Genomic DNA, 22,260 nt, shown 5'->3' with positions numbered 1-22,260 from the left:
TGCCGAAACATGAGAAAGATGGTGGCGCTGCTATGTGCGGCTTCGTTTGGGGCTAGCTCGCTGGTGGCGTGCACGCCGAAACCTGTTTCGGCGGAGCCTGTTGCGGAAAAATTCATCGCGGACATGGAAGCCCGCAACAACGATGAGCTGGCAACGCTGGTGGATAATCCGGACGCCACCACGTCTACGCTGGATGCCACCTACTCGGGCCTGCAGGCAGAAGGTCTTGATATTGAGCTTGGTGATGTTACCCAGGATGACTCGCATGCCACGGCCAAGTACAAGGTGACGTGGGACCTGCCCAAGGACCGCACCTTGAGCTACGACACCGAGATGACCTTGACCAAGAAGGACAAGGACTGGCAGGTGCGCTGGCAGCCGAGCCTGGTGCACCCGAACTTGGGAGCGCATCAGCACTTGGAGTTGCGCGCCATTGACGCCAAGCGTGCGAGCGTGGTTTCCTCCGACGGCGTGGAGCTGCTATCGCCGGGCCTGCAGTACCGCGTGGTGGTGGACAAGGAAAAGGCGGGGGATATGCGCCCGCTGGCTGCCAAGATTTCAAGCGCGTTGAACCAGGCGCATGCCCAGGACGATTCCGTGCCGGAGAAGGACGCGGGGGAGTTAGCTAAGGAGCTGGAGGGCTCTGAGGGCAATAGCTACTCGGTGACGATGCTCAATGAGGCCCAGGCGGAGCAGGTGCGCCCGCAGTTGGAGCACATCGAAGGCGTGCGTTTGAACGAGGAGCCTGCGATGGTGACGAGGGAGACGGGCCTGGCCCCGGATATCCTGGCGCGCGTGCGCTCGATTGTTTCGGATGAGGTCGAGGGCAATTCTGGTTGGTCTATTTCGGTGGTCAATGAAAACGGTGCCGCGCTTAGCGACGTCGAGCTGCATCAACCCGAGGAATCTCCCTCCATTCGCGTTGGCTTGGACTACAATGTGCAGCGCGCGGCCCAGGAAGCGGTGAACATGCGCGCTGACTCCGAGGCGATGCTCGTTGCCATCCGCCCCTCCAACGGTGAGATCCTTGCCGTTGCGCAGACTGAGCAGGCAGACAAGAAGGGTGATATCGCGCTGCAGGGTCAGTTCCCTCCGGGCTCGGTGTTCAAGATCATCACGGCCTCGGCCGCGGTGGATAAGCAGGGCGCTACGGCGGATACCATCGTCCCGTGCCCGGGCACGATGAATCTGTTTGGCCGCACCGTCACCAACTACAACGGCTTTTCGCTGGGCAGCGTGCCGATGCGCCAGGCTTTTGCACAGTCTTGTAACACCACCTTCGCTGAGGTCTCGACCAACTTGAAGGAAGGCGAGCTGGCGAAGACGGGCAAGGAGTTCGGCCTGGGCATTGATTACGACATCCCGGGGCTGACCACTATCACGGGCTCCATTCCAGAGGGCAAGACTCCGTTGGAGCGCACCGAAGCAGGATATGGCCAGGGCGCGGACTTGGCTAGCCCGTTCGGCATGGCCTTGGTTTCTGCAACGGTGGCGGCCGGCAAGACGCCGATGCCGACTCTACTGTCGAATCACAAGACGAAGGCGTCTGAGGACGCCCCGGCACCTGACCCGCACGTGCTGGAGAATGTCCGCGACATGATGCGCGCGGTGGTCACCGGCGGTACTGCATCGGGCATGAAGGCCGGCGGCACCATTTACGGCAAGACCGGTGAGGCTGAGATCAACGAAGGCTCCCACGCCTGGTTCACAGGCTACCGCGAAGATGACATCGCCTTCGCCACGCTCGTTGTCTTGGGCGGTGGTTCCGATACCTCGGTCAACATCACCGACAACTTCCTGCAGAAGCTCGACGCTTACCGCGCCGAGGGCAACGGTTCGGCGCCCGCGCCACAAGAAGGCGAATAGAACGCACAAAACCCAGCTCTAGCCGCAGCACTTAACCTGGTTAGCCGCGGGGTGGGGAACAGGACTAACATGGTCAAACATGAGTAATCGCGCAAAATTGACCCCTCAGAAGCCCACCCCGATCCGTACCGTTCCGGATTCCATTGAGCGCCCGGAGTACGTCTGGAAGGAAACCGTCCAGGAAGCAATGGGTGAGCCTTTCGTTCAGACCCCTGAGACCATTGAGGCTATGCGCGAGGCATCCAAGATTGCCGCTAACGCCCTGCAGGAGGCCGGCAAGGCTGTCGCTCCTGGCGTTACGACTGATGAGCTGGACCGCATCGCGCATGAGTACATGCTGGATCACGGTGCATACCCTTCGACGCTGGGTTACATGGGCTTCCCGAAGTCCTGCTGCATCTCGCTGAACGAGATCATCTGCCACGGTATCCCGGATAGCACCGTGATTGAGGATGGCGACATCGTAAACATCGACGTCACCGCATTCAAGAATGGTGTCCACGGTGATACCAACGCTACCTTCCTCTCCGGAAACGTTTCTGAGGAGCACAAGCTCCTCGTTGAGCGCACCCACGAGGCAATGATGCGCGGCATTAAGGCGGCAAAGCCAGGCCGTGAGGTTAATGTCATTGGCCGCGTTATCGAGTCTTACGCCAACCGCTTTGGCTACAACGTTGTCCGTGACTTCACCGGCCACGGCGTTGGCCCTACCTTCCACAACGGCCTCGTGGTTCTGCACTACGATTCCACCACGTACCGTGACATCCTCGAGCCAGGCATGACCCTTACTATCGAGCCGATGATCAACCTCGGTTCCCTTGATTACGAAATCTGGGACAATGACTGGACCGTGCAAAACGTTGACGGCAAGTTCACCGCCCAGTTCGAGCACACCCTCGTCATCACCAACGACGGCGCCGAAATCCTCACGCTGCCAGACGAGAACTAACCGAAGCTAGAAACCTAAGCCAACACAATATAGTGGCGCCCTCCATCTTGGAAGGCGCCACATTTTCTATCTGACCCCGACTCAATACTGAGCCCAGATACGCGAAAAGCGCTCCTTCCCCAAAAGGGGAGGAGCGCCAGCGCTTTGAAAGTCCTAGAACCTTCTACCGTGAATTAGCGGCGGAAGATTGGGTCCAGGATGTGCTGCGGCAGGATGCCGGTGTAGACAGCCTGGTTGTAAGCAGCGATCAGGCCACCGATAGCAGCAACGATGCCAGCAGCGATGGTGCCATCGCGCCAAACGAGGGACCAGGGTGCGTCGTTGTTCTTGTCATTGGTCTCCTTGCCAAGAAGATCGGTGCCGACAACCTCTTCATCAGCCTTCAGCCAGTCACCGAGCTTGGAGGAACCAGAGAAAGAGGAGGTCTGGGACTGGGTGTCAGGCTCTGCTGCGGACGCAGCGGAAACGCCGCCGAAAGCGACGGTGGTAGCAGTTGCGAGTGCAACAGCAGCGGTACGGAAGTTACGCATTATTTTGCCTTTCGGAATTCTTGATAGTGCTGATTAGCGAGCGAACGGGCCGTGAACGATGAAGTTGTAAACAGGGCCGATGACGCCGCCAACGAGAGCGCCGATGCCGCCAACGATGGTTGCAGCGTAGAGAGCCTTAGCCCATGCCGGAACTGCGGAGAAGTCCTTGGAGGAACCAAAGATGTCGCGGCCATTGGTGGCCTGATCGTTCTCGAGATCGATCTTGGAAGACAGGGAGCCTTCGCCCTTGGTCTCGCCTTCGGAGTTTGCCAGGTCGTTGGAAGAACCAGCGAAGATTCCGTCGTAGGAGGAACCGTCAGCGGTCTCAGCAGCGGAAGCAACGGTGGTGCCACCGAATGCTACAGCGATTGCGGTTGCGCCGGCGAGGGCTGCATTGCGGATACGCATATCAAAAATCCTTAAATGTCGTACTTGCAAGGCTTTCGATGGAAAACCTAAGTGTTTTGTGGAAACTACTCCCGAAATTGCTTTCAGAGGATTTCCAGAAACACGCGGTCGCCGGTTTAATATCGGCTCGAGCCGGTGTCCTCAATCAAGGTAGCCCATATGTACTTAAATTGCACGTCACGTTTGTAATTTGATTTAGAAATCTTTCGGGGCTGCCCCCGAAACCGGTCGGATTTGCAACGATGGATTTCGGGATGGTCCCCGCGCTCAAGTGGGCAAACTCTTCTTCTGAGGTTTCCTGTGGGGGTAATTGTGATGTTAGTCACGTAACACAGTCGTTTGCCAGTTTAATCCAAGGACTGCGTTTTCCACGAGCTCCGGCAGAGCTGGATGGATCCAGTATTGCTTCCGAGCAAATGTGCGCATGTCAACGTTGTAAACCATGGCGGTGATGAGTTGCTGGATTAGCGTCGATGCTTGGGGTCCCATTAGGTGTGCGCCTAGTAGGCGGCCGGTTTCTTTGCAAGCGATTAGCTTACAAATTCCTGAATTATCTTCCATGGCCCATCCATAGGCAACATCCCCGTAGTTCTGAACCTTAACGGTAATGTTGTACCCCTGTTCGAGGGCTGCTTCCTCCGTTAGACCAACGCTCGCGATCTGCGGATGAGTGAAAACAGCCGCCGGGACGTGCTCATGCGGCATAGCCTGAAGCTCCTCAGGGTGAAGGAGGTTGTGCTGCACCGCGCGCATCTCTGCATTCGCAACGTGCTTGAGCATGTAGGGAGACGAGACGTCGCCAAGCGCCCAAACGCCCTCCACGGAGGTGCGGCCAAACTCGTCGACCTTGATGCGGCCGTCCTCACGGACCTCAATGCCTGCCTTGTCCAAGTCCATCAAGTCGCCGTTTGGTTTGCGGCCCGTTGCCACCAAGATTGCCTCGGCCTCAACTGTGGAACCATCCTCCAGTGTCAGCGCTACACCTTCCGCAGTCTCCTCCAGTCTCTGGGTATTCGCGATGCGAACATCGAAGCGCTCACGGGCGAGCTTGTTGAAGCGCTCCACAATGTCGTGGTCCAGGTGGCGCAGGAGCTTCTCGGAACGGTTGACCACCGTGACCTTCGTGCCAAGACCATCGAAGACGTGGGCAAACTCCATGGCAATGTAGCCGCCGCCCACGATAATCAGGCTTTCCGGCTGCTTAGGCATGCGCATGATGTTCTCGTTCGTATAGAACTTCACGCCGGAATCCTTGTATACCGCAGGAATAGATGGGCGAGAGCCCGCCGCAATGACAACCTGTTCGCCAGTAATGACTTCATCGCCCACCGCAATTGCCTTGGGGCCTAAGAACGTGGCGTGCTTGTCAAAGACCGTAATATTCGGCGTCTCATCGCCGCGCCGGTAGGCCTCGCCGCCCTCGGCAATCTTGTCGATGCGGTTGACGAAGACGCGCTCAATAATGGATTCCCAGTCCACATTATTTACCTGCGCATCAATTCCCAGGCGCTTTCCCTCCTTTGCTGCGTGCGCCAAGTCGGCTGCGTAGACGTACATCTTCGTCGGAATGCAACCCACGTTCAAGCAAGTGCCGCCAAAGGTTCCTTCCTCGACGATTGCGATCTTCTTATCCTCGAAATCCTCCGAAGGAATCGAGTTGCCGGAACCGGTACCGATAATGATCAGGTCGAAGTGTTCAGCGCCCGGGAAAGTGGAATCTTGCGAAGTCATTTTTCTCCTTATTATTTAGGAAACGTTTAGGGTGCCTTTATTCAGTTTGTTTTAGTTAGGGTTTGAGTATGCCCGGCAACCATTCATCGACTACGTGGAAGGCCTCGTCGCGGATCGGCTCCCGAGACAAGAACACGTCATGGCGCGCGCCCTCAATCGGGTGCAACGTGTAGTGCGTGCCCAACTCTTTGGCCCAGCGCTGCGTTTGCTTGACATCAATTACCGCGTCCACGTAGTTGATTTCCTCCGAATACGGTGCGGTGAAATTCGACTTGGTGGACGTCAGCGTCAGGATTGGCACACCGACATCGATGCGGCCGGAGTGGATGGCGTCGAATGCCTTAAACACCGCGCGGATCCATCCCATATATTTCTTGTGGCCCGCCAGGGGCTTCTTCTCAAGGTCATAGTTCCACTCGCCATAGCGGCTGGAATGGATGGAATCACCGAATGCCGTGAGATTGCCGCCGTAAAGCGGGAGAGTGGGGGCGAGCTTGCCTAAAGCGAAGATGGCTGGTTTGAGCGCCGTGTAAGCCGGCTTCGGCACACCCATCATGTCAAGCCATGGGCTATTGAGGATAAGCCCTGCAATGCGGTTGTGGCGCTGCTCGTCGCAACGGCGCAACTGGTCAAGCCACAGCGGAAGGATGCAACCCGCGGTGGAGTGGCCCAAGAACACGACCTTGTCCTGCGGGAGGGCGTCGAGTGCCACGTTTAAGTCCATAAAGTAGTGGTGCATGTCCGTGGTGTAATGCCACTTCTGGTTCGGCTTCCGGGAGCGGCCGCACTTGCGAAGATCGAGGGCGTAGAACGCGTAACCCTTCTCGTGGAAGTGCTTTGCCACGTGCGCCTGGAAGAAGTAGTCGGTCATGCCGTGAACCCACACGACGGCGACCCGGTTATCTAACCCGGTGTGCTCGGCGTCTTGTCGGTTCGTGGCTTCGTCGGCGTCGTTCGCGGTGCCTGTATAGCGAATCAAGGTGGCCTCGACTTCGCCTTCGCCGTCGGGGTCGGCGCCTAGGGGCAAGGTCGCGGCTTGGAAACCCGTGCCCAAAATGTCTTGTTTCCATTGCAGAGTTGACTCAGTCATATGCACAGTCTAGGCAAAGTGGGGTGATACGGACTGTGAAAAACGGACATTTTCCCGGTTGAAGAATCCCAATTTCTACATTAAGGGCGTATGGTGGTTTGGTAATGCGTGACGCGTCCCTTGTTATGTGCCGTTGTCAGCGACAAAGGATTAGGGCAGTTGCCTGGCCTTTGCGTGACCAAAGCCGCCGCAGGCTTTGTCCTCCTGATAGTGGAATGTAAAAGGTAGGCGAGAACGTAAGACACTAAAGGCTCTTGTTCACCAGCGAGAGCTTTGTCCAGGAGCAATAACTTTCAATCTGAAGAGGTAATAGCAAGGTGTCCTCCGACAAGAAGACAGCACAAGTTGTAGATGAGGTAGATGTAGCCCTCGTAGGCGCCGGTATCATGAGCGCCACCCTGGGCGCTATGCTCCGCGAGCTGGAGCCAAGCTGGACCCAGATGGTCTTCGAGCGCCTCGATGGACCTGCTCTGGAGTCCTCCTCTCCATGGAACAACGCTGGTACCGGCCACTCTGCGCTGTGCGAGCTGAACTACACCCCAGAAAAGAACGGTCGCATCGACATTTCTAAGGCTCTGGGCATTAATGAGAAGTTCCAGGTTTCTCGCCAGTTCTGGTCTCACCAGCTCAACAACGGCATCCTGACCGACCCGAAGGCATTCATCAACCCGGTCCCACACGTGTCCTTCGCACAGGGCTCCATCCAGGTTGATTACCTGAAGCGCCGCTTCGAGGCCCTCAAGGACAACCACATGTTCCCGAACATGCAGTTCTCCGACGACGACGCAGTATTCCAGGAGAAGCTGCCGCTGATGTCCGAAGGCCGCGACTTCAACTCCAAGAAGGTTGCAATTTCTTGGACCGAGGCAGGCACCGACGTAAACTTCGGTGCACTGACCAAGCAATTCTTCACCGCTGCAAAGGCGTCCGGCACCGAGATCCGTTACGGCCACGAGGTCGTTGACATCAAGCGCGACGGCTCCACCTGGAAGGTTTACGCCAAGAACCTGCACACCGGTGACTACTCCGTGGTCCGTGCGAAGTTCGTCTTCGTTGGTGCTGGCGGATACGCACTCGATCTGCTGCGCAAAGCAGGCGTCCGCGAGGTCTCCGGCTTCGCTGGCTTCCCAGTTTCCGGCCTGTGGCTGCGTTCCAAGAACCCTGAGCTGGTCAAGCAGCACCACGCGAAGGTGTACGGAAAGGCTGCCGTCGGCGCTCCTCCGATGTCTGTTCCGCACCTTGACACCCGCGTCATCGACGGCGAAGAGGGCCTGCTGTTCGGCCCATACGGTGGCTGGTCTCCGAAGTTCCTGAAGAAGGGCTCCTACCTCGACCTCTTCAAGTCCATCCGCCCGGACAACATTCCTTCCTACCTCGGCGTTGCCGTGCAGGAGTTCGGCCTGACCAAGTACCTGGTTTCCGAGGTTCTCAAGGACTTCGACAAGCGCGTCGAGGCGCTGAAGGAATACGTTCCTTCCGCAGACCCAGCAGACTGGGAGACCGTCATCGCCGGCCAGCGCGTTCAGGTCATCAAGCCGGCCGCTGCACCGCACTTCGGCTCCCTCGAGTTCGGCACCACCCTCGTTAACAACCCAGAGGGCAACATCGCCGGCCTACTCGGCGCTTCCCCAGGCGCTTCTATCACCCCGGCCGTCATGATCGAGCTGCTTGAGCGTTGCTTCGGCGAGAACATGATCCAGTGGGGCGACAAGATCCAGGAGATGATTCCTTCCTACGGCATCAAGCTGGCCAAGGATAAGAAGCTCTACGACGAGATGTGGGACTACACTCAGAAGACCCTCAAGCTCGACGAGAAGTAAAAACTTCGCCTAAGTTCCGCAGTACGTCCGGTAGCCCTCAAGGTTGCCGGGCGTTTCGTATTTGGCGTTGGGCGCAAACGGGCGAGTAACGGCGTCCAAGAACTCGTGGATGGCGTCCATCTCGAGCAGCGCTTCCTCCACGTTGTGCGGGCGCGGGATGATCCGCGGAACGGTGCTGTTCTTCTGGCCGCCGGGCGGATTCGTTGGCTGCGTACCGTGCAGCTTCTCCCACAGCTCTAGGTTGGCCAGCGTGAAGTCCGGCTGTTTTTCTGCCAGCTCGGTGAAGTACTCACTGCGGAGATTAGCGTGCTTGCTAGCGCTGACTTCAGCATCGGTGCCGATGCCAAAGCGCTTGACGAAGTCGCGCTCAAGTTGAGAAGCGAAGCGCTCGTGGTAGCTGTTGATGGTTTCTTGGGCGAAGTTGATGGCCTGGTTGGGGGAGGTGTCGAAAAGCGGCAACATGCTCTCCGCCAGACGCGCGAAGTTCCAGCCCAGGATGTCGGGCTGATGTCCAAAGCGGTAACGACCGCGGGTATCGATGGAGCTAAAACAAGTATCAGGATCGTAGGTCTCCATGAAGGCGCACGGTCCGTAGTCGATGGTCTCGCCAGACAGGGTGGTGTTGTCCGTGTTCATCACGCCATGGATGAAACCTACGTGCTGCCAGGCTACGACCGTAGCAATCTGGGCGTCGAGGGCGCGGGTAAACAGCTCCTTGTAGCTCGCGCCAGGGTAATGCCGGGCGATCGTGAAATCCGCCAGCTGCTGTAGCTGGCCTGTTTGCGCCGCGTAGTGGAAAGAACCGATGCGGATGTGGCTGGCAGCTACTCGCACCAAGATGCCGGCTTCCTCCTCCACCTGGCGCTGGATGCGCCGGCCAGTAGAAAGGACCGCTAGCGAGCGCGTCGTCGGAATGCCCAGCGCGTGCATCGCCTCCGAGAACAGGTACTCGCGCAACATAGAACGGACTGTTCCGCGCCCGTCAGCCCCAGGGCGCGAGTACGGGGTAGGGCCGGTTCCCTTCGCATGGAGATCGCGCAGGCCTTCCGGAGTCTCGATTTCACCCAGTAGTAAGGCGCGGCCGTCGCCCATGCGCGGATTGAATTGGCCGAATTGGTAACCGGCATAGGCCATCGCGTGTGCCGGGCTATCCTCGCTGCGCCCACAAAGGAAATCGACTCCAGCGGGGCTGCGCAGCCACTCTGGGTCGAGGCCCAGCTCCGTAGCTAGATCCTCGTTCAAGATGAGCAAGCGGGGCGCAGGTTGCTGCTCGCCGCGGCTTTCCCGCGCCATGCCGGGAAGGCGCTTAGCAAAGGTGTGGTGCAGTTCGAAGGGAAGTGACATGCCTAAACCTCCAAGCTTCCGCGAACTCGTACGTGGACGTTTCCACCGACCCAGACATTAGCGCCGTCGTCAGTAATATGCACCAAGCCGTTCCTGCCAAGCTGGCTGCCCTGCCGTGCGGTGTAACTAGCCGGTACCAGGCCGCGCTTGCGCATGAATTGGGCTGCTGTGCCATTGAGAGAGCCTGTGACTGGGTCTTCGAAACCAGGGGTAAAAGCCCGTATCTCGTAGAGCGGTTGACCTGCTCGTTGCGGGGACTCAAGTCCCACGACACCGACCTTGATGCCGCGCGCGTTGTTGGGCTGCAGTGTGCGGACCGCGGCGGCGTCGCGAAGCTGCACTAGGCGCCAGCCGGGGCCGTTGTCAGCCCATGCGGCGTCGTAGATTTCGGCCTCATCGATGCCGAGTGCTGCGGCGGACTCGCTCAGCTCGGCCGTGCTCAATGGCCCAGATTTGTAAAGCGCGGGGCTGGCAAAGGAAAAGACTTCCCTTTCTTCCTTGATGTCTACCAGCCCAACGCCGCATTCCTGAACGAGGTCGCCTGTATGTCCAGTGAGCTCGCAGAACACCCGTGCTGTGCCCAACGTGGGGTGACCTGCGAAAGCGAATTCTTCGTGCGGCGTGAAGATACGCACCCGGTAGTCAGCGTCTGCGGTCGTAGGGCGCAACAGGAACGTCGTCTCCGAGAAGTTGATCCAGTTAGCAATGCGCTGCATCTGCTCGGTCGAAAGCTCATCCGCCCCGGCGATGACAGCTAGTGGATTGCCGCTAAAGGCCGTGGTGGCGAAGACATCGACTTCGAAGTAATCAAGGTGCATGGCCACCAGCTTACGAGCCCGCGCAAGCCGCCATGCCGCGGTCTATCCTATGGAACATGAGCGAAGCACTTTTTAGCCGCATCGAGCCAATTCAAGTAATGGCGGATGGCACCGTCAAACAGGTCAATCCCTTCTCCGGAACCGAGGTATGGACCGTTCCAGGCCGCGGGAATCGTCCGTTTGCGCATACCGCCTCTAGCTCCCAACCGCTGGCTGCCGATGCCGCGCGAAACACCTGTGCTTTTTGTTCTTCGCGCAAGCTGGAAACCCCGCCTGAGAAATCACGCATCTTAGCCTCTGGCGAGATAGTGCGTGGGGTTGCGCCAGATTCGTTGGATGCAACCCAGCCTGCTTTTAGGCGCGTACCGAACCTCTTTGAGATCGTCTCCTTCGACTACTGGAAGGCCAACTACGAGTATGAGATGGACGCGGAGACTAAAGAGAGGATGGAGGGCTACATTGCGAATCCTGTAGGCCGCGAGCACGTTCTAAACATCGTGCGGACGAAGCTCAGGGCGGCCGGTCGAGATGCGGACCTAGGGGAGCAGGAACTGCTTACACACGCCGGCTGCTTTTTCGGTGGCGGTCACGATGTCATCATTGGCGCGCGCCACTTTGTGGACGGTGCTACCGATGATTCGCAGTTGGCCTCGTCTGGCACGCTCAGCCCCGACGAGCATTTCCTCTTTACTTCGTTTACCGCAGACTCCATGCGTGACCTTTATGAGCGCAACCGCTACGCCGACTATGTGGTGGCCTTCCAGAACTGGCTGGCGCCCGCCGGGGCTTCCTTTGACCATCTGCACAAGCAGCTGGTGGCCATAGATGACCTCAGCATGTCGGCCGCGCATGAAAACGACATCCTGCGTGCACACCCCAACATGTACAACGACTGGGCCGTAGGCTACGCGGCGCAGCACAACCTGGTGATTGCAGAAAACGATTATGCGGTACTCTTTGCCGGTTTTGGCCATCGCTATCCCACACTGGAGATCTTCTCCAAGTCCGAGCACTGCGAGCCGTGGAAGCAAACGCCTGGGGAAATCCGCGGAATGTCTGACCTTATCCACGCGGCCCATGCGGCAGTTGGCCCCGATGTGGCCTGTAATGAGGAATGGCACCACAAGGCGCCATCGGTCGACCTCGCGCAGCCGTGGCGAGTGATGATCAAACTGCGCGTGTCCACGCTGGCCGGCTTTGAGGGCGGGACCAAGATTTATATCAACACCATCTCGCCGTGGGGATTGCGCGACCGCATCGTTGATTCGCTGTACCGCCTGCGCGAGCGAGGCAAGCTTGCCTCCGGGATTGCGATTGCCACCGAATGCAGCCTAGAGCGCAATAGCCTGCGCTATAACAGCTAATTTGCCGGTGTTCGGTCCTAGGAGTCAAGCACGAGCACCAATTCTGGGGCGCGCTCGCTGCCGCGGATTTCCGTCTCCCACTCGGGGAAGCTTGCGGCGGCTGCGGAAAACTCCTCGAAGGTGGTTGGAAGCACCGGCTGGCTGAGCACGTGGCGGGCGAGTAGGCCCTTGTAGTGCTTGTTGAAGTGAGAGATGACCTTGCGCGAGCCATCAGGCTGAACCGATTCCACGCGAACCGTGGCCGCCGTCTTGAGCTTGCCCAGCTGCTGGTAGGTGCCAGAGCGCATATCGACCACCAGCTCATGGGCCGCGACTTCCTCCAAGGCCTCAGTGATCGCCTTACCCCACCAAGACTTCATAGTGTTTCCACTCAGCTTCGTTCCGCCGGAGAGACGATAATGCGGAATCAGATCATCGGCGCGGACGATGCCGAACAAGGCGGAGCCGATGGCTAGGTGGGAACGAGCGGCGTCGGAAAGCGTGGCGGCATCCAGCGCGTCATAAAGCACACCCGTATACCGTTCGATGGCCGGCAGGGTAGGAGAGCTATAAATTACCTGGTTGGCCTCGGCCTCCCCGCGGAGCTTTTCCGAGAGCTTTAGCTGAATCATCGCCTCATCCACCTCGAGAGAGGCAAGCGCCTGCGCGATCTCCTGGCGCGCCGGGTTCAGCGAGGGGAAGGACAATGCTCCGAAGTCGAGCGGGGCACCGGTGCCGCCGGGGGCTTTCGTCTCAGAAGGAGGGAGGAGAATGAGCATAGCTAAATACTAGCGGGGTAGAGTGCTAGGCATGATTACTCGCCTTTCGAATCTCTTCCTTCGCACCTTGCGCGAAGATCCGGCAGATGCCGAAGTAACCAGCCACAAGCTCCTCGTTCGTGCAGGCTACGTCCGCCGCGCCGCGCCGGGCGTTTACACCTGGCTGCCACTCGGCCTGCGCACCCTGTCCAAGATTGAAGACATCGTGCGCGAGGAGATGAACGCAATCGGCGGCCAGGAGATGCTCTTCCCGGCCCTTTTGCCGCGTGAGCCGTATGAGCAGACCCAGCGCTGGACCGAGTACGGCGATAACCTCTTCCGCCTGAAGGACCGCAAGGGCGCAGACATGCTGCTCGGCCCGACGCACGAGGAGATGTTCGCCTCGGCGGTAAAAGACATGTACTCCTCTTATAAGGACTTCCCGGTTACCCTGTACCAAATCCAGACCAAGTACCGCGATGAGGAGCGTCCGCGTGCGGGCATCCTCCGCGGCCGCGAGTTTGTGATGAAGGATTCCTACTCCTTCGACATGAGCGACGAGGGCCTGGACGAGTCCTACCAGCGCCACCGCAAGGCTTACCAGAACATCTTCAACCGTCTGAAGATTGATTACGCCATCTGCAAGGCAACCTCTGGTGCCATGGGAGGTTCCGCGTCCGAGGAATTTCTGGCTGTCTCTCCGGCAGGTGAGGACACCTTCGTACGCGCCACGGAGGGCGAGTACGCGGCTAACGTTGAGGCCGTGGTTACCCCTGTGCCGGAAGAAAAGGCAATTGAAGGCCAGGCAGAGGCGAAGGTTTACCAGACGCCTGATGCTGCGACCATTGACTCTTTGGTGCAGTGGGCTAACTCTGAAGGCATCGAGGTTGAAGGCCGTGCGGTGGAAGCCGCTGACACCCTGAAGTGCATGGTTATCAAGGTGGCACAGCCTGAGGCAAGCGAGGAAGAAAAGGAATGGCAGCTAGCTGCTGTTCTGATTCCGGGCGATCGCGAGCTGGACGAAAAGCGCCTTGAGGCCTCCCTTGAGCCTGCCGAGTTTGAGCTGGCCGGTGACGAGGACTTCAAGAAGAACCCCTTCCTGGTTCGCGGCTACGTGGGCCCGCGTTCTCTCAATGCAAACGACGTGAAGGTCTACGCTGACCCGCGCGTGGTAACGGGCTCTTCCTGGATCACTGGTGCTGATGAGGCTAATCACCATGTGGTGGGCTGTATTGCTGGCCGCGACTTCGAGGTTGACGAGTTCATCGAGGCCGCCGAGGTCAAGGAAGGCGATCCGGCACCGAACGGCATGGGCACCCTGACCCTGGAGCGCGGTATCGAGCTGGGCCACATCTTCCAGTTGGGCCGCAAGTACACCGAGGCATTCGATGTTCAGATCCTGGATGAGAACGGCAAGCGTGCGGTTCCGACCATGGGCTCCTACGGCATCGGTATCTCCCGCATGATGGCTGTGTTGGCCGAGCAGATGGCCGACGAGAAGGGCCTGCGTTGGCCGGTTGAAGTTGCTCCTTTCCAGGTGCACGTGGCTGTGGCGAACAAGGACGCCGCTGCGCTTGAGGCAGGGCAGAAGCTGGTCGAGGACCTAGATGCTGCTGGCATCGAGGTTCTCTTTGACGACCGTCCGAAGGTATCTCCGGGCGTGAAGTTCAAGGACGCTGAGCTGCTGGGTATGCCGTTCATCGCCATCCTTGGCCGCTCGTTTGCCGATGGCATCATCGAGCTGCGCATCCGTGGTGGCGAAACGCTTGAGGTGCCAGCTGAGCAGATCGTGGACAAGCTCTTGGAGCTCGTGCGCGGTTGAGGCGTGCCGTTAGAGTGCGCTGTTGGCGCGTGCTGTTAAGAGCGCGCTGTTAAGGCGCAGGTACCGCTGTATGTAAATAAGGCTTCCAATCTTGTGATTTGGGGGCCTTATTTGCATATATAAGTACCTGGCAGTTGGGGTCACTCCGGCCGCGCGGGTTCGCGGGGCGTTTCCGTGTGGGGTGGTGCGGTTTGTGGGGTGCGGTGCGCGGGGTTGAGGTGAGCCGTTAGAGGGCGAGTACCGCTCTGCGTAAATAGGGCAGCTGTTTGCCGTGTTTTAGGCGGCCTATTTGCACACAGAAGTACGTTGATGGGGGATGCAAAGCGGTCCGATGATGGGGGATGCAAAGCGGTGGGTTGCTGTGGATACGCGAAGGCCCTGCCCCTCTCGGTTCGAGGGGGCAGGGCCTTATGGCACATATGAGTGTGGATTTAGTAGCCGCCTACCGGGCCACCACAGTTTGGCCAAGCGCCGGCGCCCTGGGTAGCCAGGACCTGCTCGGCAACAGCAATCTGCTGCTCTTTTGTTGCCTGGTCAGCGGTTGGGGCGTACTGCTGGCCGCCGAAGCTGCTCCAGGTCTGTGCATTGAACTGCAGGCCACCGTAGTAGCCGTTGCCCGTGTTGATCTGCCAGTTACCACCGGACTCGCATGCTGCAACCTGTTCCCATGCGGAGGCCGGGGCAGCGTTTGCGGCAGGTTGCGCCAGTGCGGCAACGCCCATTGCAGCGGCAGCGGACAGGGTTGCAAACTTCTTCTTTGAACGCATTGAGAAAGTTCTCCTTCTCTTTGTGTCATTAAAGGAACACCCACGCGGTATCTCCGGTGTGTCCATGGCCAACCAACGTAAAAGCGGTGGGAGGGCCCTCGCAATGAAATGCGTCGTAAAGTTTGCTGCTCATTGTCTGGCCGCTACTCAGTAAGCCTTAAGCGGCTGTGGGCTCGGTGGAGAAAACTCGGCGATGTAGAGTCAGGGCATGGCTATTGATTGGAAGCGTGCCCGTGCCCTTACGTTTGGCTCTGTGATGCTAAGCATGGGCACGCTGCACTTTGTGAAGAAGGAAGAATTTGAATCCATCGTGCCGCCGCGTCTGCCAGGCGGTGCGCGGTTCTATAACTATGCCTCAGGTATCTGGGAGCTGGCCACCGGTGCAGCAGTAATTAATGAGCGCACACGTTCCGTCGGCGGCTGGTCCGCAGTAGCACTGTTGCTTGCGGTATGGCCCGCCAATATGTATCACGCCCGCAAGGATTGGAATCAATCCTCTACGGGCGTAGGTAAGAAGCTCTATCACGTGCTGCGTCAGCCAGCACAGTTGCTGATTATTCGCGAGGCGTTGCAGTTTGTGCGCTAGCGCTGTTCGTAGCAGCTCGCTTTAGGTGTGTGGGCCACCAGAACTTCTCGCCGAGGATCTGGACCAAGGCCGGTACCAAGACGGTGCGCACGATGAGTGTATCGAGTAGAACACTCCGAGCGACCCGGCGGGTATCGGCCCGGGCATCCTCGCGGCCGCGGATTCTTCGTCAGCTAGCTGGGAGTCGGGGTCGCCTACCAGTACAGAGCCCTCGCTGCGGGTGCCGGCGTGCTCACCGAAGTACTCGCGCAGCTGGGTGACCTTGTCGGCGCTTTCGGTAGAGGTCCCGGCCGTTACCTGGACTGGCACGATGGCTGAGTTGCCGTCCTTGCTAGGGATGAGCGGGCCATCTAAGGTGGCGTATTTTCTGGTGAGACACCATGGCCATTGTAAAGCCCAGCCTTAAGGCGGGGCCCGAAGATTTGTTTAGGGATTCACGCTTTTCTATAAACCGCGGGATTGGGCAGCAACGGCGATGAGCCAGTTGCGCCAGGCCACGCGTTCCTCGCCCTCGGCAGTGGGGGCGGCGGCTTGTGACGCGGCAGAAGACCACTCGAGGGAGTCATTCCACCCCAGGTGGTCGACGAAAGCCTGGGCGGAAGCGGCGTCGCTAGGCAGCGGCATTTCCTCAGGCGTTGGCTCGTAGGCGGGGGCCGGTTGGGGGACTTCGCCAAGCGGGGCGAGTGCCTTTTGCAGCGCTGCGATGCGTTTTTCGTGCATTTCGAGGCGGTGATCGATGTTTTCTTCCATCGACGGCGCGGCGTAGGAGCGGGCGAAGTCCAGGCCGTAGACCTGCTCGTATTCCCATTCCAGAAGCTCTCGGGCGCGGGCGGCTTCGCTGGGATCAAGCTCCGGGGACTCCGGCAGCTGGGAAGGCTCCCACGCGTCCAAGATGATGGCCTGGTTGGTCACCAGCGCGCGGGACTCTGCGCTGACCTCGCTCAGGGCGTCGCGGGTATGCACCGCGGCTTGGTCCATGACTTCGATGACATCGACATTTTCTGCGGCCGGTTCTTGGTCGGCGGCCTGCGGGTCGCGCTGTACCTCGCAGGAGCGCGGGGCAGTGCCTTCCTCGTTGCGGCCGCAAAGCCGCTCGACCTCGGCATAGAGGGCGTCGGCCTGCTCGGAGCGCAACTGCGAAGCGTGGGGATCAACCGCGGCGAGCTGCTGCGCGTCCGCGTCGGCGCTGCGGCCTAAGTCCACGAGTGCCTCATCGGGGCGGGGGCCAAAGTAGTCGACGATGGAGTCGACGGCTTGGCATCCGCTCAGCGCGGGCGCGAGTGCGCCAAGGGCGGTAAGCGTTGCGATGGGGGTTAGGGCACGGCGGTTCACGCAAAAGACCTTACACGTAACAGTTAGGCTAGAGCGCATGGCTTTTCCAGATGCAGAACAATTAACTGAACTACTCCAACCATTGCTGGAGCCCCGCGGGCTCGACGTGGAGGACGTAAAGACTACCAAGGCGGGAAAGAAATCCCAGGTCATCATCCGCATCGATGGTGATACGCGCCCGAGCTCCGATGTCCTGGAAGAAGTCTCCAATCAGATCTCCCAATTCTTCGATGCCAAGGAAGAATCAGGCGAGTTGAACTTTGGCGCAGGCTACACCCTGGAGGTCTCGACCCCGGGCGTCGATCTGCCATTTACCGCCCCGCGCCACTGGCGCCGCAACCGTGGCCGCCTCGTCGCATTTGAAACCACTCCGGGCAAGACCGAAGTGGCTCGTATCGGCGCGCTTTCCGCCGATGAGGCTGCGGTAGCGCTTATCAATACGGTGAAGAAGGAAGTCCAATTCCGCATCGAGCGATTGGAAAATATCCACCGCGCGGTGGTAGAAATTGAATTTGCTAAACCTTCTGCGGACGAGCAGGAGGCAGCGCAGCAGACGTTTGAATACGCCGAGCAGAACTCGGCAACCCGAGAGGATGAAAAGTGAATATTGATCTAGAGGCACTCCGTACGATCCAGAACGAGCGCGGCGTCCACGTCAAGGACCTGCTCGAAGCGATCGCGAGTGCCTTGTTGTATTCGTACCTGGATTATCGCAAGCAGTCGGCAGAAACCAAGGCGGAGGGCACCAAGTCCCGCGTTGACATCGACGCCGATACCGGTGCAGTTTCCGTCATCGTCACGGAGACCGACCTGGAAACTGGCGAGACTTTGAGCGAACACGACGATACGCCGGAAAACTTTGGTCGCTTCGGGGCGCAGGCAGTGCGCGAGGCCATCATCCGCAAGCTGCGCGAGGCAGAAGCCGAGCAAACCTATGAGTCCTATTCGGAACTGACTGGGCGCGTCGTATCCGGCGTCGTCCAGCGCGATGTGCGCGCCAACGAGCGCGGCGTCGTTGTGGTCCAGCTCGGTACTGAACTGGATTCCCAGGACGCTATCTTGCTGCCCGCTGAGCAGCTGCCGGGTGAGAAACTCGAGCACGGTGACCGTATCAAGGCATATGTTGTGGGAGTTACCCGCAACGGCGCGCAGGTGCAGATCACCCTTTCGCGCACCCACCCGGAGCTGGTGCGCGGCCTGTTCGAGCTGGAAGTCCCTGAGGTGGGCGACGGCACCGTTGAGCTGGTGGCCATCGCGCGTGAGGCCGGACACCGCTCCAAGGTGGCAGTGGTGGGTCACGCCAAGGGGCTTAACGCCAAGGGTGCCTGCATTGGTCCACGCGGCCAGCGCGTCAACAACATCATGCGTGAGCTCGGCGGCGAGAAGATCGACATCATCGACTACAGCGAGGACCCAAGCGTCTACGTGGGCAACTCCCTGGCGCCGTCTAAGGTTGTCCGCGTTGAGGTCATCGACCACGAAGCACAGGTTGCGCGCGTGACCGTTCCGGATTACCAGTTGTCTTTGGCAATTGGTAAGGAAGGCCAGAACGCCCGCCTGGCGGCGCGTCTTACCGGGTGGAAGATCGACATCCACTCCGATGCAAAATCCAACTAGTAGTCGGGCTGCACAGGGATAAAGGTACTAATTAAGGTTCTGCCAGGTTTTCGCGTAAGCTATATAACGGCCCACATGCAGAAAAGCTGTGGCGTTTTTCAGGTAAGCGCGAAAACGTAAGGGAGTTGGATGTCACTGAGACAACCACAGTCAGACCCTCACGTACGTATTCGTACCTGTATTGCTACGCGCCGCCGCTTTCCCGATACGCAGCTATTGCGTGTTGTCGTTGACCGCGATGACCCAAGCGGCCGACGTGTCGTGGCGGATCCGCGGCGCCGCCTTCCCGGAAGGGGAGCCTGGATTAGCCCGGAACTTTCTGCATTAGAGCTGGCGGAGCGCACCCGAGCATTTCGGCGCGCGCTTCGGTTATCCACTGACGTGGATACAGGTCACGTACGTGAGTACCTGGAGAAGTTGGCGAAAGCCGGCGAATCATAGGTGCATTCGTGAAGGCACCGCGCCTTCACGAGCCAGAGTTAAAGGAAGACCGAACACTGATGAGCGCACAACGATGAAGCATCAGCGATGAAAGTCCATAGCCATTAACTAGGGGTCAGGCCACTTCCAGGCCTTGGCTCCTAGTAACGATCACAAGGAGACAAGTGCCCGGAAAGCTACGTGTTCACGAGCTCGCAAAGCAGCTCGGAGTAACCAGCAAGGAACTACTCGCTACGCTCAAGGAGCAGGGCGAATTCGTCAAGACTGCTTCTTCTACCATTGAACCTCCAGTGGTAAAGAAGATGCGCGCCCACTACGAGGCGCAGTCCGGCGGCGAGAAGCCAGCCGGTGAAAAGTCGGCAGAGCAGAAGCCTGCCGCAAACAAGGCTGCCAAGGGCGCTAAGCCAGCTAAGGCTGAAGGCGCTGCCAAGGCAGAAAAGCCTGCAGCTAACGCGCCAAAGCCAGGCGCACCGAAGCCAGGCGCCCCGAAGCCGGGAGCTGCCAAGCCAGGTGCAAAGCCTGCCGCAAAGGATTCCGCTTCCGCACAGGCAGAGCAGAAGTCCGCTGCCAAGCCAGGCGCCCCGAAGCCAGGTGCTGCTAAGCCGGGCCCGAAGGGTGGCCAGAAGCCACAGGCAAACGGCGCGGACAAGTCCGCTTCTAAGTCTGCCCCGAAGCCGGGCGCAGAACGTCCAAACCCAGGCAACGCTATGCCTCGCCCCATGCCGAAGCCGGGCGGCACCCGCCGCGTGGCCAACAACCCGTTCTCCACGGGTGGTGGCGAGGGCGGCCGTCCAGGACCACGTCCGGGCGGCTCCAAGGGCCAGCGTCCTGGCGGTAAGCCAGGCGATAACCGCGGCGGCAAGGGCGGCGGACGCTCGGGCCAGGGCGAGGGCAACCAGCGTCAGGGGCAGGGCGGCGGTCGTCGTCCATCGCCGGCCATGATGCCTTCGCATCCAAACCCGGCAGCCATGCCGTCTAAGTCCTCCAACGGTGGCGGCGGTGGCCGCGGCCGCGGTGGGCGTGGCCAGGGTGGACCAGGCGGTCCAGGTGGCCCAGGCGGCTTCCGCGGTGGCGGACGCGGCGGACGTCGCGGCGGTACCGCAGGTGCATTCGGCCGTCCAGGTGGCGCACCGCGTCGCGGCAAGAAGTCGAAGCGTCAGAAGCGCCATGAGTTTGAAGAGCAGCAGAAGCATGAGGTAGGCGGCGTACGCCTGCCTGACGGCAAGGGCAAGACCATTCGTCTGCGCCGCGGTGCTTCCTTGGCTGACTTCGCAGAGAAGATTGGCGCAGATCCGGCAGCACTGGTGCAGGCACTGTTCAACTTGGGCGAGATGGTTACCGCAACCGCCTCCGTTTCCGAGGAAACCCTGCAGCTGCTCGGCGCTGAGATTCACTACGACGTCCAGGTCGTCTCCCCAGAGGACGAGGACCGTGAGCTGCTCGAGTCCTTCGACCTGAAGTTCGGTGAGGACGAAGGCGGCGAAGAGGCGCTGGAGAACCGTCCTCCAGTTGTTACCGTCATGGGTCACGTCGACCACGGTAAGACCCGCCTTTTGGACTCCATCCGTAAGACCAACGAGCGCGAGGGCGAGGCCGGCGGCATCACCCAGGGCATCGGTGCATACCAGACCACCGTTGAACTGGAAGATGGCGAGCGCACCATTACCTTCCTGGATACCCCGGGTCACGAGGCGTTTACCGCTATGCGTGCACGTGGTGCGAAGTCCACTGACTTGGCAATCCTGGTTGTCGCAGCCGATGACGGCGTCATGCCGCAGACCGTTGAGGCAATCAACCACGCCAAGGCTGCGGACATCCCAGTCGTGGTTGCAGTCAACAAGATCGATAAGCCAGAGGCTTCCCCGGATAAGATCCGTGGCCAGCTCACCGAGTACGGCCTGGTGCCGGAGGAGTACGGCGGCGACACCATGTTCGTCGACATCTCTGCAAAGCAGGATCTGCACATCGATAGCCTGCTTGAGGCAGTCATCCTGACTGCTGATGCAGCGCTTGAGCTGACTGCTAACCCAGAGATGGACGCACAGGGCGTTGCCATCGAGTCTCACCTCGACCGTGGCCGCGGCCCGGTTGCCACCGTCATCGTCCAGCGCGGTACCCTCCGTGTTGGTGACTCCATCGTCGTCGGCGATGCGCACGGCCGTGTCCGCCGCATGCTCGACGAGTTTGGTAACGACGTCGAAGAGGCTGGTCCGTCCCGTCCGGTTCAGGTCCAGGGCCTCAACGGTGTTCCAGGTGCCGGCGACAACCTGCTCGTGGTCGAAGATGACCGCGTGGCACGCCAGATTGCTGCACAGCGTGATGCTCGTAAGCGTTCCGCTCTGCAGGCAAAGGCTCGCAAGCGCGTCTCTCTCGAGGATCTGGATGCAGTTCTCAAGGAGACCTCGACCCTCAACCTCATCCTCAAGGGCGACAACGCCGGTTCGGTGGAAGCCTTGGAAGATGCGTTGTTGGACATCGAGATCGATGACGAGGTACAGCTCAACATCATCGATCGTGGCGTCGGTGCTGTAACCCAGACCAACGTCTCCCTGGCAGCGGCTTCCGACGCCATCATCATCGCCTTCAACGTTCGCGCTGAGGGTAAGGCAACTGAGGAAGCTAACGCCGAGGGCGTGGATATCCGCTACTACACGATTATCTACCGCGCCATCGAAGAGGTCGAGGCTGCTCTCAAGGGCATGCTTAAGCCAATCTACGAGGAGCGCGACACCGGTGCTGCGGAGATCCGCGCGCTGTTCAAGTCCTCCGCCGTCGGCACCATCGCAGGCTGCATGGTCACCGAGGGCAAGGTCAAGCGCAACGGCAAGGTCCGCCTCGTTCGCGATGGCAACGTCATCACTTCCGACGCCAAGATCGAGTCCCTGCGCCACGAAAAGGACGACGCAAACGAGATCAACGCCGGCTACGAGTGCGGTATGGTCCTGTCCTATCCAGACATCCAGGTGGGCGACCAGATCCAGGCCTACGAAGAGGTCGAGGTTCCGCGTACCTAGTCCGCAAGCAGCATAAATAAAATC

At 59.6% G+C, this 22,260-nt stretch carries 20 protein-coding genes; 10 read left to right on the top strand and 10 right to left on the bottom strand.

The genetic code is table 11. The features are described from left to right. The first annotated feature begins 9 nt into the window (after nt 1-9). Together HMPREF2888_RS11590 and map are read left to right on the top strand one after the other, a co-directional pair. Nucleotides 10-1,866 (top strand): penicillin-binding transpeptidase domain-containing protein, encoded by a 1,857-nt coding sequence (locus HMPREF2888_RS11590; protein WP_061923178.1) that lies wholly within the window; start codon nt 10-12, stop codon nt 1,864-1,866. Nucleotides 1,867-1,945: 79 nt separating this feature from the next. Further along, nucleotides 1,946-2,815 carry a type I methionyl aminopeptidase gene (gene map / locus HMPREF2888_RS11585; RefSeq protein ID WP_061923176.1) on the top strand — a complete coding sequence of 290 codons (870 nt, stop codon included), beginning with the start codon at nt 1,946-1,948 and terminating at the stop codon, nt 2,813-2,815. A 173-nt stretch (nt 2,816-2,988) separates the two neighbouring features. Here the strand turns inward: map and HMPREF2888_RS11580 are convergent, their stop codons facing one another. The 4 genes from HMPREF2888_RS11580 to HMPREF2888_RS11565 all read right to left on the bottom strand — a co-directional run bounded on the left by HMPREF2888_RS11580 (nt 2,989) and on the right by HMPREF2888_RS11565 (nt 6,574). Further along, nucleotides 2,989-3,345, bottom strand: a complete 357-nt coding sequence (locus HMPREF2888_RS11580; RefSeq protein ID WP_070518829.1) for a hypothetical protein — start codon at nt 3,343-3,345, stop codon at nt 2,989-2,991. A 33-nt stretch (nt 3,346-3,378) separates the two neighbouring features. Next, nucleotides 3,379-3,753, bottom strand: a complete 375-nt coding sequence (locus HMPREF2888_RS11575) for a hypothetical protein (RefSeq protein WP_070433242.1) — start codon at nt 3,751-3,753, stop codon at nt 3,379-3,381. A gap of 318 nt (nt 3,754-4,071) precedes the next feature. Further along, on the bottom strand, nt 4,072-5,484 hold the full coding sequence (gene mtr, locus HMPREF2888_RS11570) for a mycothione reductase (RefSeq protein WP_070518828.1): 1,413 nt from the start codon (nt 5,482-5,484) through the stop codon (nt 4,072-4,074). A gap of 55 nt (nt 5,485-5,539) precedes the next feature. Continuing rightward, the gene (locus HMPREF2888_RS11565; protein WP_070518827.1) at nt 5,540-6,574 is read right to left on the bottom strand and encodes an alpha/beta hydrolase; all 1,035 of its coding nucleotides are present in this window, start codon (nt 6,572-6,574) and stop codon (nt 5,540-5,542) included. A 317-nt stretch (nt 6,575-6,891) separates the two neighbouring features. Between HMPREF2888_RS11565 and mqo the strand changes: the two genes are divergently transcribed. Next, the gene (gene mqo / locus HMPREF2888_RS11560; protein ID WP_070497211.1) at nt 6,892-8,394 is read left to right on the top strand and encodes a malate dehydrogenase (quinone); all 1,503 of its coding nucleotides are present in this window, start codon (nt 6,892-6,894) and stop codon (nt 8,392-8,394) included. Nucleotides 8,395-8,403: 9 nt separating this feature from the next. Here mqo and HMPREF2888_RS11555 read toward each other — a convergent pair whose 3' ends face one another. Together HMPREF2888_RS11555 and HMPREF2888_RS11550 are read right to left on the bottom strand one after the other, a co-directional pair. Next, nucleotides 8,404-9,738 (bottom strand): protein adenylyltransferase SelO family protein, encoded by a 1,335-nt coding sequence (locus tag HMPREF2888_RS11555; protein ID WP_070518826.1) that lies wholly within the window; start codon nt 9,736-9,738, stop codon nt 8,404-8,406. A 2-nt stretch (nt 9,739-9,740) separates the two neighbouring features. After that, nucleotides 9,741-10,556 (bottom strand): PhzF family phenazine biosynthesis protein, encoded by an 816-nt coding sequence (locus HMPREF2888_RS11550; RefSeq protein ID WP_070518825.1) that lies wholly within the window; start codon nt 10,554-10,556, stop codon nt 9,741-9,743. 56 nt (nt 10,557-10,612) lie between these two features. Here HMPREF2888_RS11550 and HMPREF2888_RS11545 point away from each other — a divergent pair, with 56 nt between their 5' ends. After that, nucleotides 10,613-11,920 carry a DUF4921 family protein gene (locus tag HMPREF2888_RS11545; protein ID WP_179294359.1) on the top strand — a complete coding sequence of 436 codons (1,308 nt, stop codon included), beginning with the start codon at nt 10,613-10,615 and terminating at the stop codon, nt 11,918-11,920. Between the two features lie 17 nt (nt 11,921-11,937). Here HMPREF2888_RS11545 and yaaA read toward each other — a convergent pair whose 3' ends face one another. Continuing rightward, entirely contained in the window at nt 11,938-12,678 is a 741-nt protein-coding gene (yaaA, locus tag HMPREF2888_RS11540) for a peroxide stress protein YaaA (protein WP_070433238.1), read from the bottom strand. 31 nt (nt 12,679-12,709) lie between these two features. Between yaaA and HMPREF2888_RS11535 the strand changes: the two genes are divergently transcribed. Then, entirely contained in the window at nt 12,710-14,479 is a 1,770-nt protein-coding gene (locus HMPREF2888_RS11535) for a proline--tRNA ligase (protein WP_070518824.1), read from the top strand. A gap of 431 nt (nt 14,480-14,910) precedes the next feature. On the opposite strand, the gene HMPREF2888_RS11530 is transcribed toward HMPREF2888_RS11535, so the two are convergent. Next, a complete protein-coding gene (locus tag HMPREF2888_RS11530) occupies nt 14,911-15,246 on the bottom strand; it encodes a transglycosylase family protein (protein WP_070518823.1) in 336 nt (111 codons plus the stop codon). Nucleotides 15,247-15,454: 208 nt separating this feature from the next. Here HMPREF2888_RS11530 and HMPREF2888_RS11525 point away from each other — a divergent pair, with 208 nt between their 5' ends. Then, nucleotides 15,455-15,832 (top strand): DoxX family protein, encoded by a 378-nt coding sequence (locus HMPREF2888_RS11525; RefSeq protein WP_061923143.1) that lies wholly within the window; start codon nt 15,455-15,457, stop codon nt 15,830-15,832. Here the strand turns inward: HMPREF2888_RS11525 and HMPREF2888_RS13315 are convergent. Continuing rightward, on the bottom strand, nt 15,801-15,923 hold the full coding sequence (locus tag HMPREF2888_RS13315) for a hypothetical protein (protein ID WP_235591265.1): 123 nt from the start codon (nt 15,921-15,923) through the stop codon (nt 15,801-15,803). The genes HMPREF2888_RS11525 and HMPREF2888_RS13315 overlap by 32 nt on opposite strands. 353 nt (nt 15,924-16,276) lie before the next feature. Next, nucleotides 16,277-17,164: a hypothetical protein gene (locus HMPREF2888_RS11520; RefSeq protein ID WP_070518822.1), complete on the bottom strand. Its 888-nt coding sequence runs from the start codon at nt 17,162-17,164 to the stop codon at nt 16,277-16,279. Nucleotides 17,165-17,201: 37 nt separating this feature from the next. Here HMPREF2888_RS11520 and rimP point away from each other — a divergent pair, with 37 nt between their 5' ends. From rimP to infB, 4 genes are all read left to right on the top strand, one after another. Continuing rightward, nucleotides 17,202-17,768, top strand: a complete 567-nt coding sequence (rimP, locus tag HMPREF2888_RS11515) for a ribosome maturation factor RimP (RefSeq protein ID WP_070518821.1) — start codon at nt 17,202-17,204, stop codon at nt 17,766-17,768. After that, nucleotides 17,765-18,781 carry a transcription termination factor NusA gene (gene nusA, locus HMPREF2888_RS11510; RefSeq protein ID WP_070518820.1) on the top strand — a complete coding sequence of 339 codons (1,017 nt, stop codon included), beginning with the start codon at nt 17,765-17,767 and terminating at the stop codon, nt 18,779-18,781. The genes rimP and nusA overlap by 4 nt, the downstream gene beginning before the upstream one ends. A gap of 129 nt (nt 18,782-18,910) precedes the next feature. Beyond that, on the top strand, nt 18,911-19,222 hold the full coding sequence (locus HMPREF2888_RS12640) for a YlxR family protein (protein ID WP_082778614.1): 312 nt from the start codon (nt 18,911-18,913) through the stop codon (nt 19,220-19,222). 164 nt (nt 19,223-19,386) lie between these two features. After that, on the top strand, nt 19,387-22,236 hold the full coding sequence (gene infB / locus HMPREF2888_RS11505; protein WP_070518819.1) for a translation initiation factor IF-2: 2,850 nt from the start codon (nt 19,387-19,389) through the stop codon (nt 22,234-22,236). The last annotated feature ends 24 nt before the right edge of the window (nt 22,237-22,260 follow it).

It is taken from the genome of Corynebacterium sp. HMSC077D03 (assembly GCF_001808545.1).
Classification (GTDB): domain Bacteria; phylum Actinomycetota; class Actinomycetes; order Mycobacteriales; family Mycobacteriaceae; genus Corynebacterium; species Corynebacterium simulans.
This window is presented reverse-complemented; position numbering and strand designations above follow the sequence as displayed.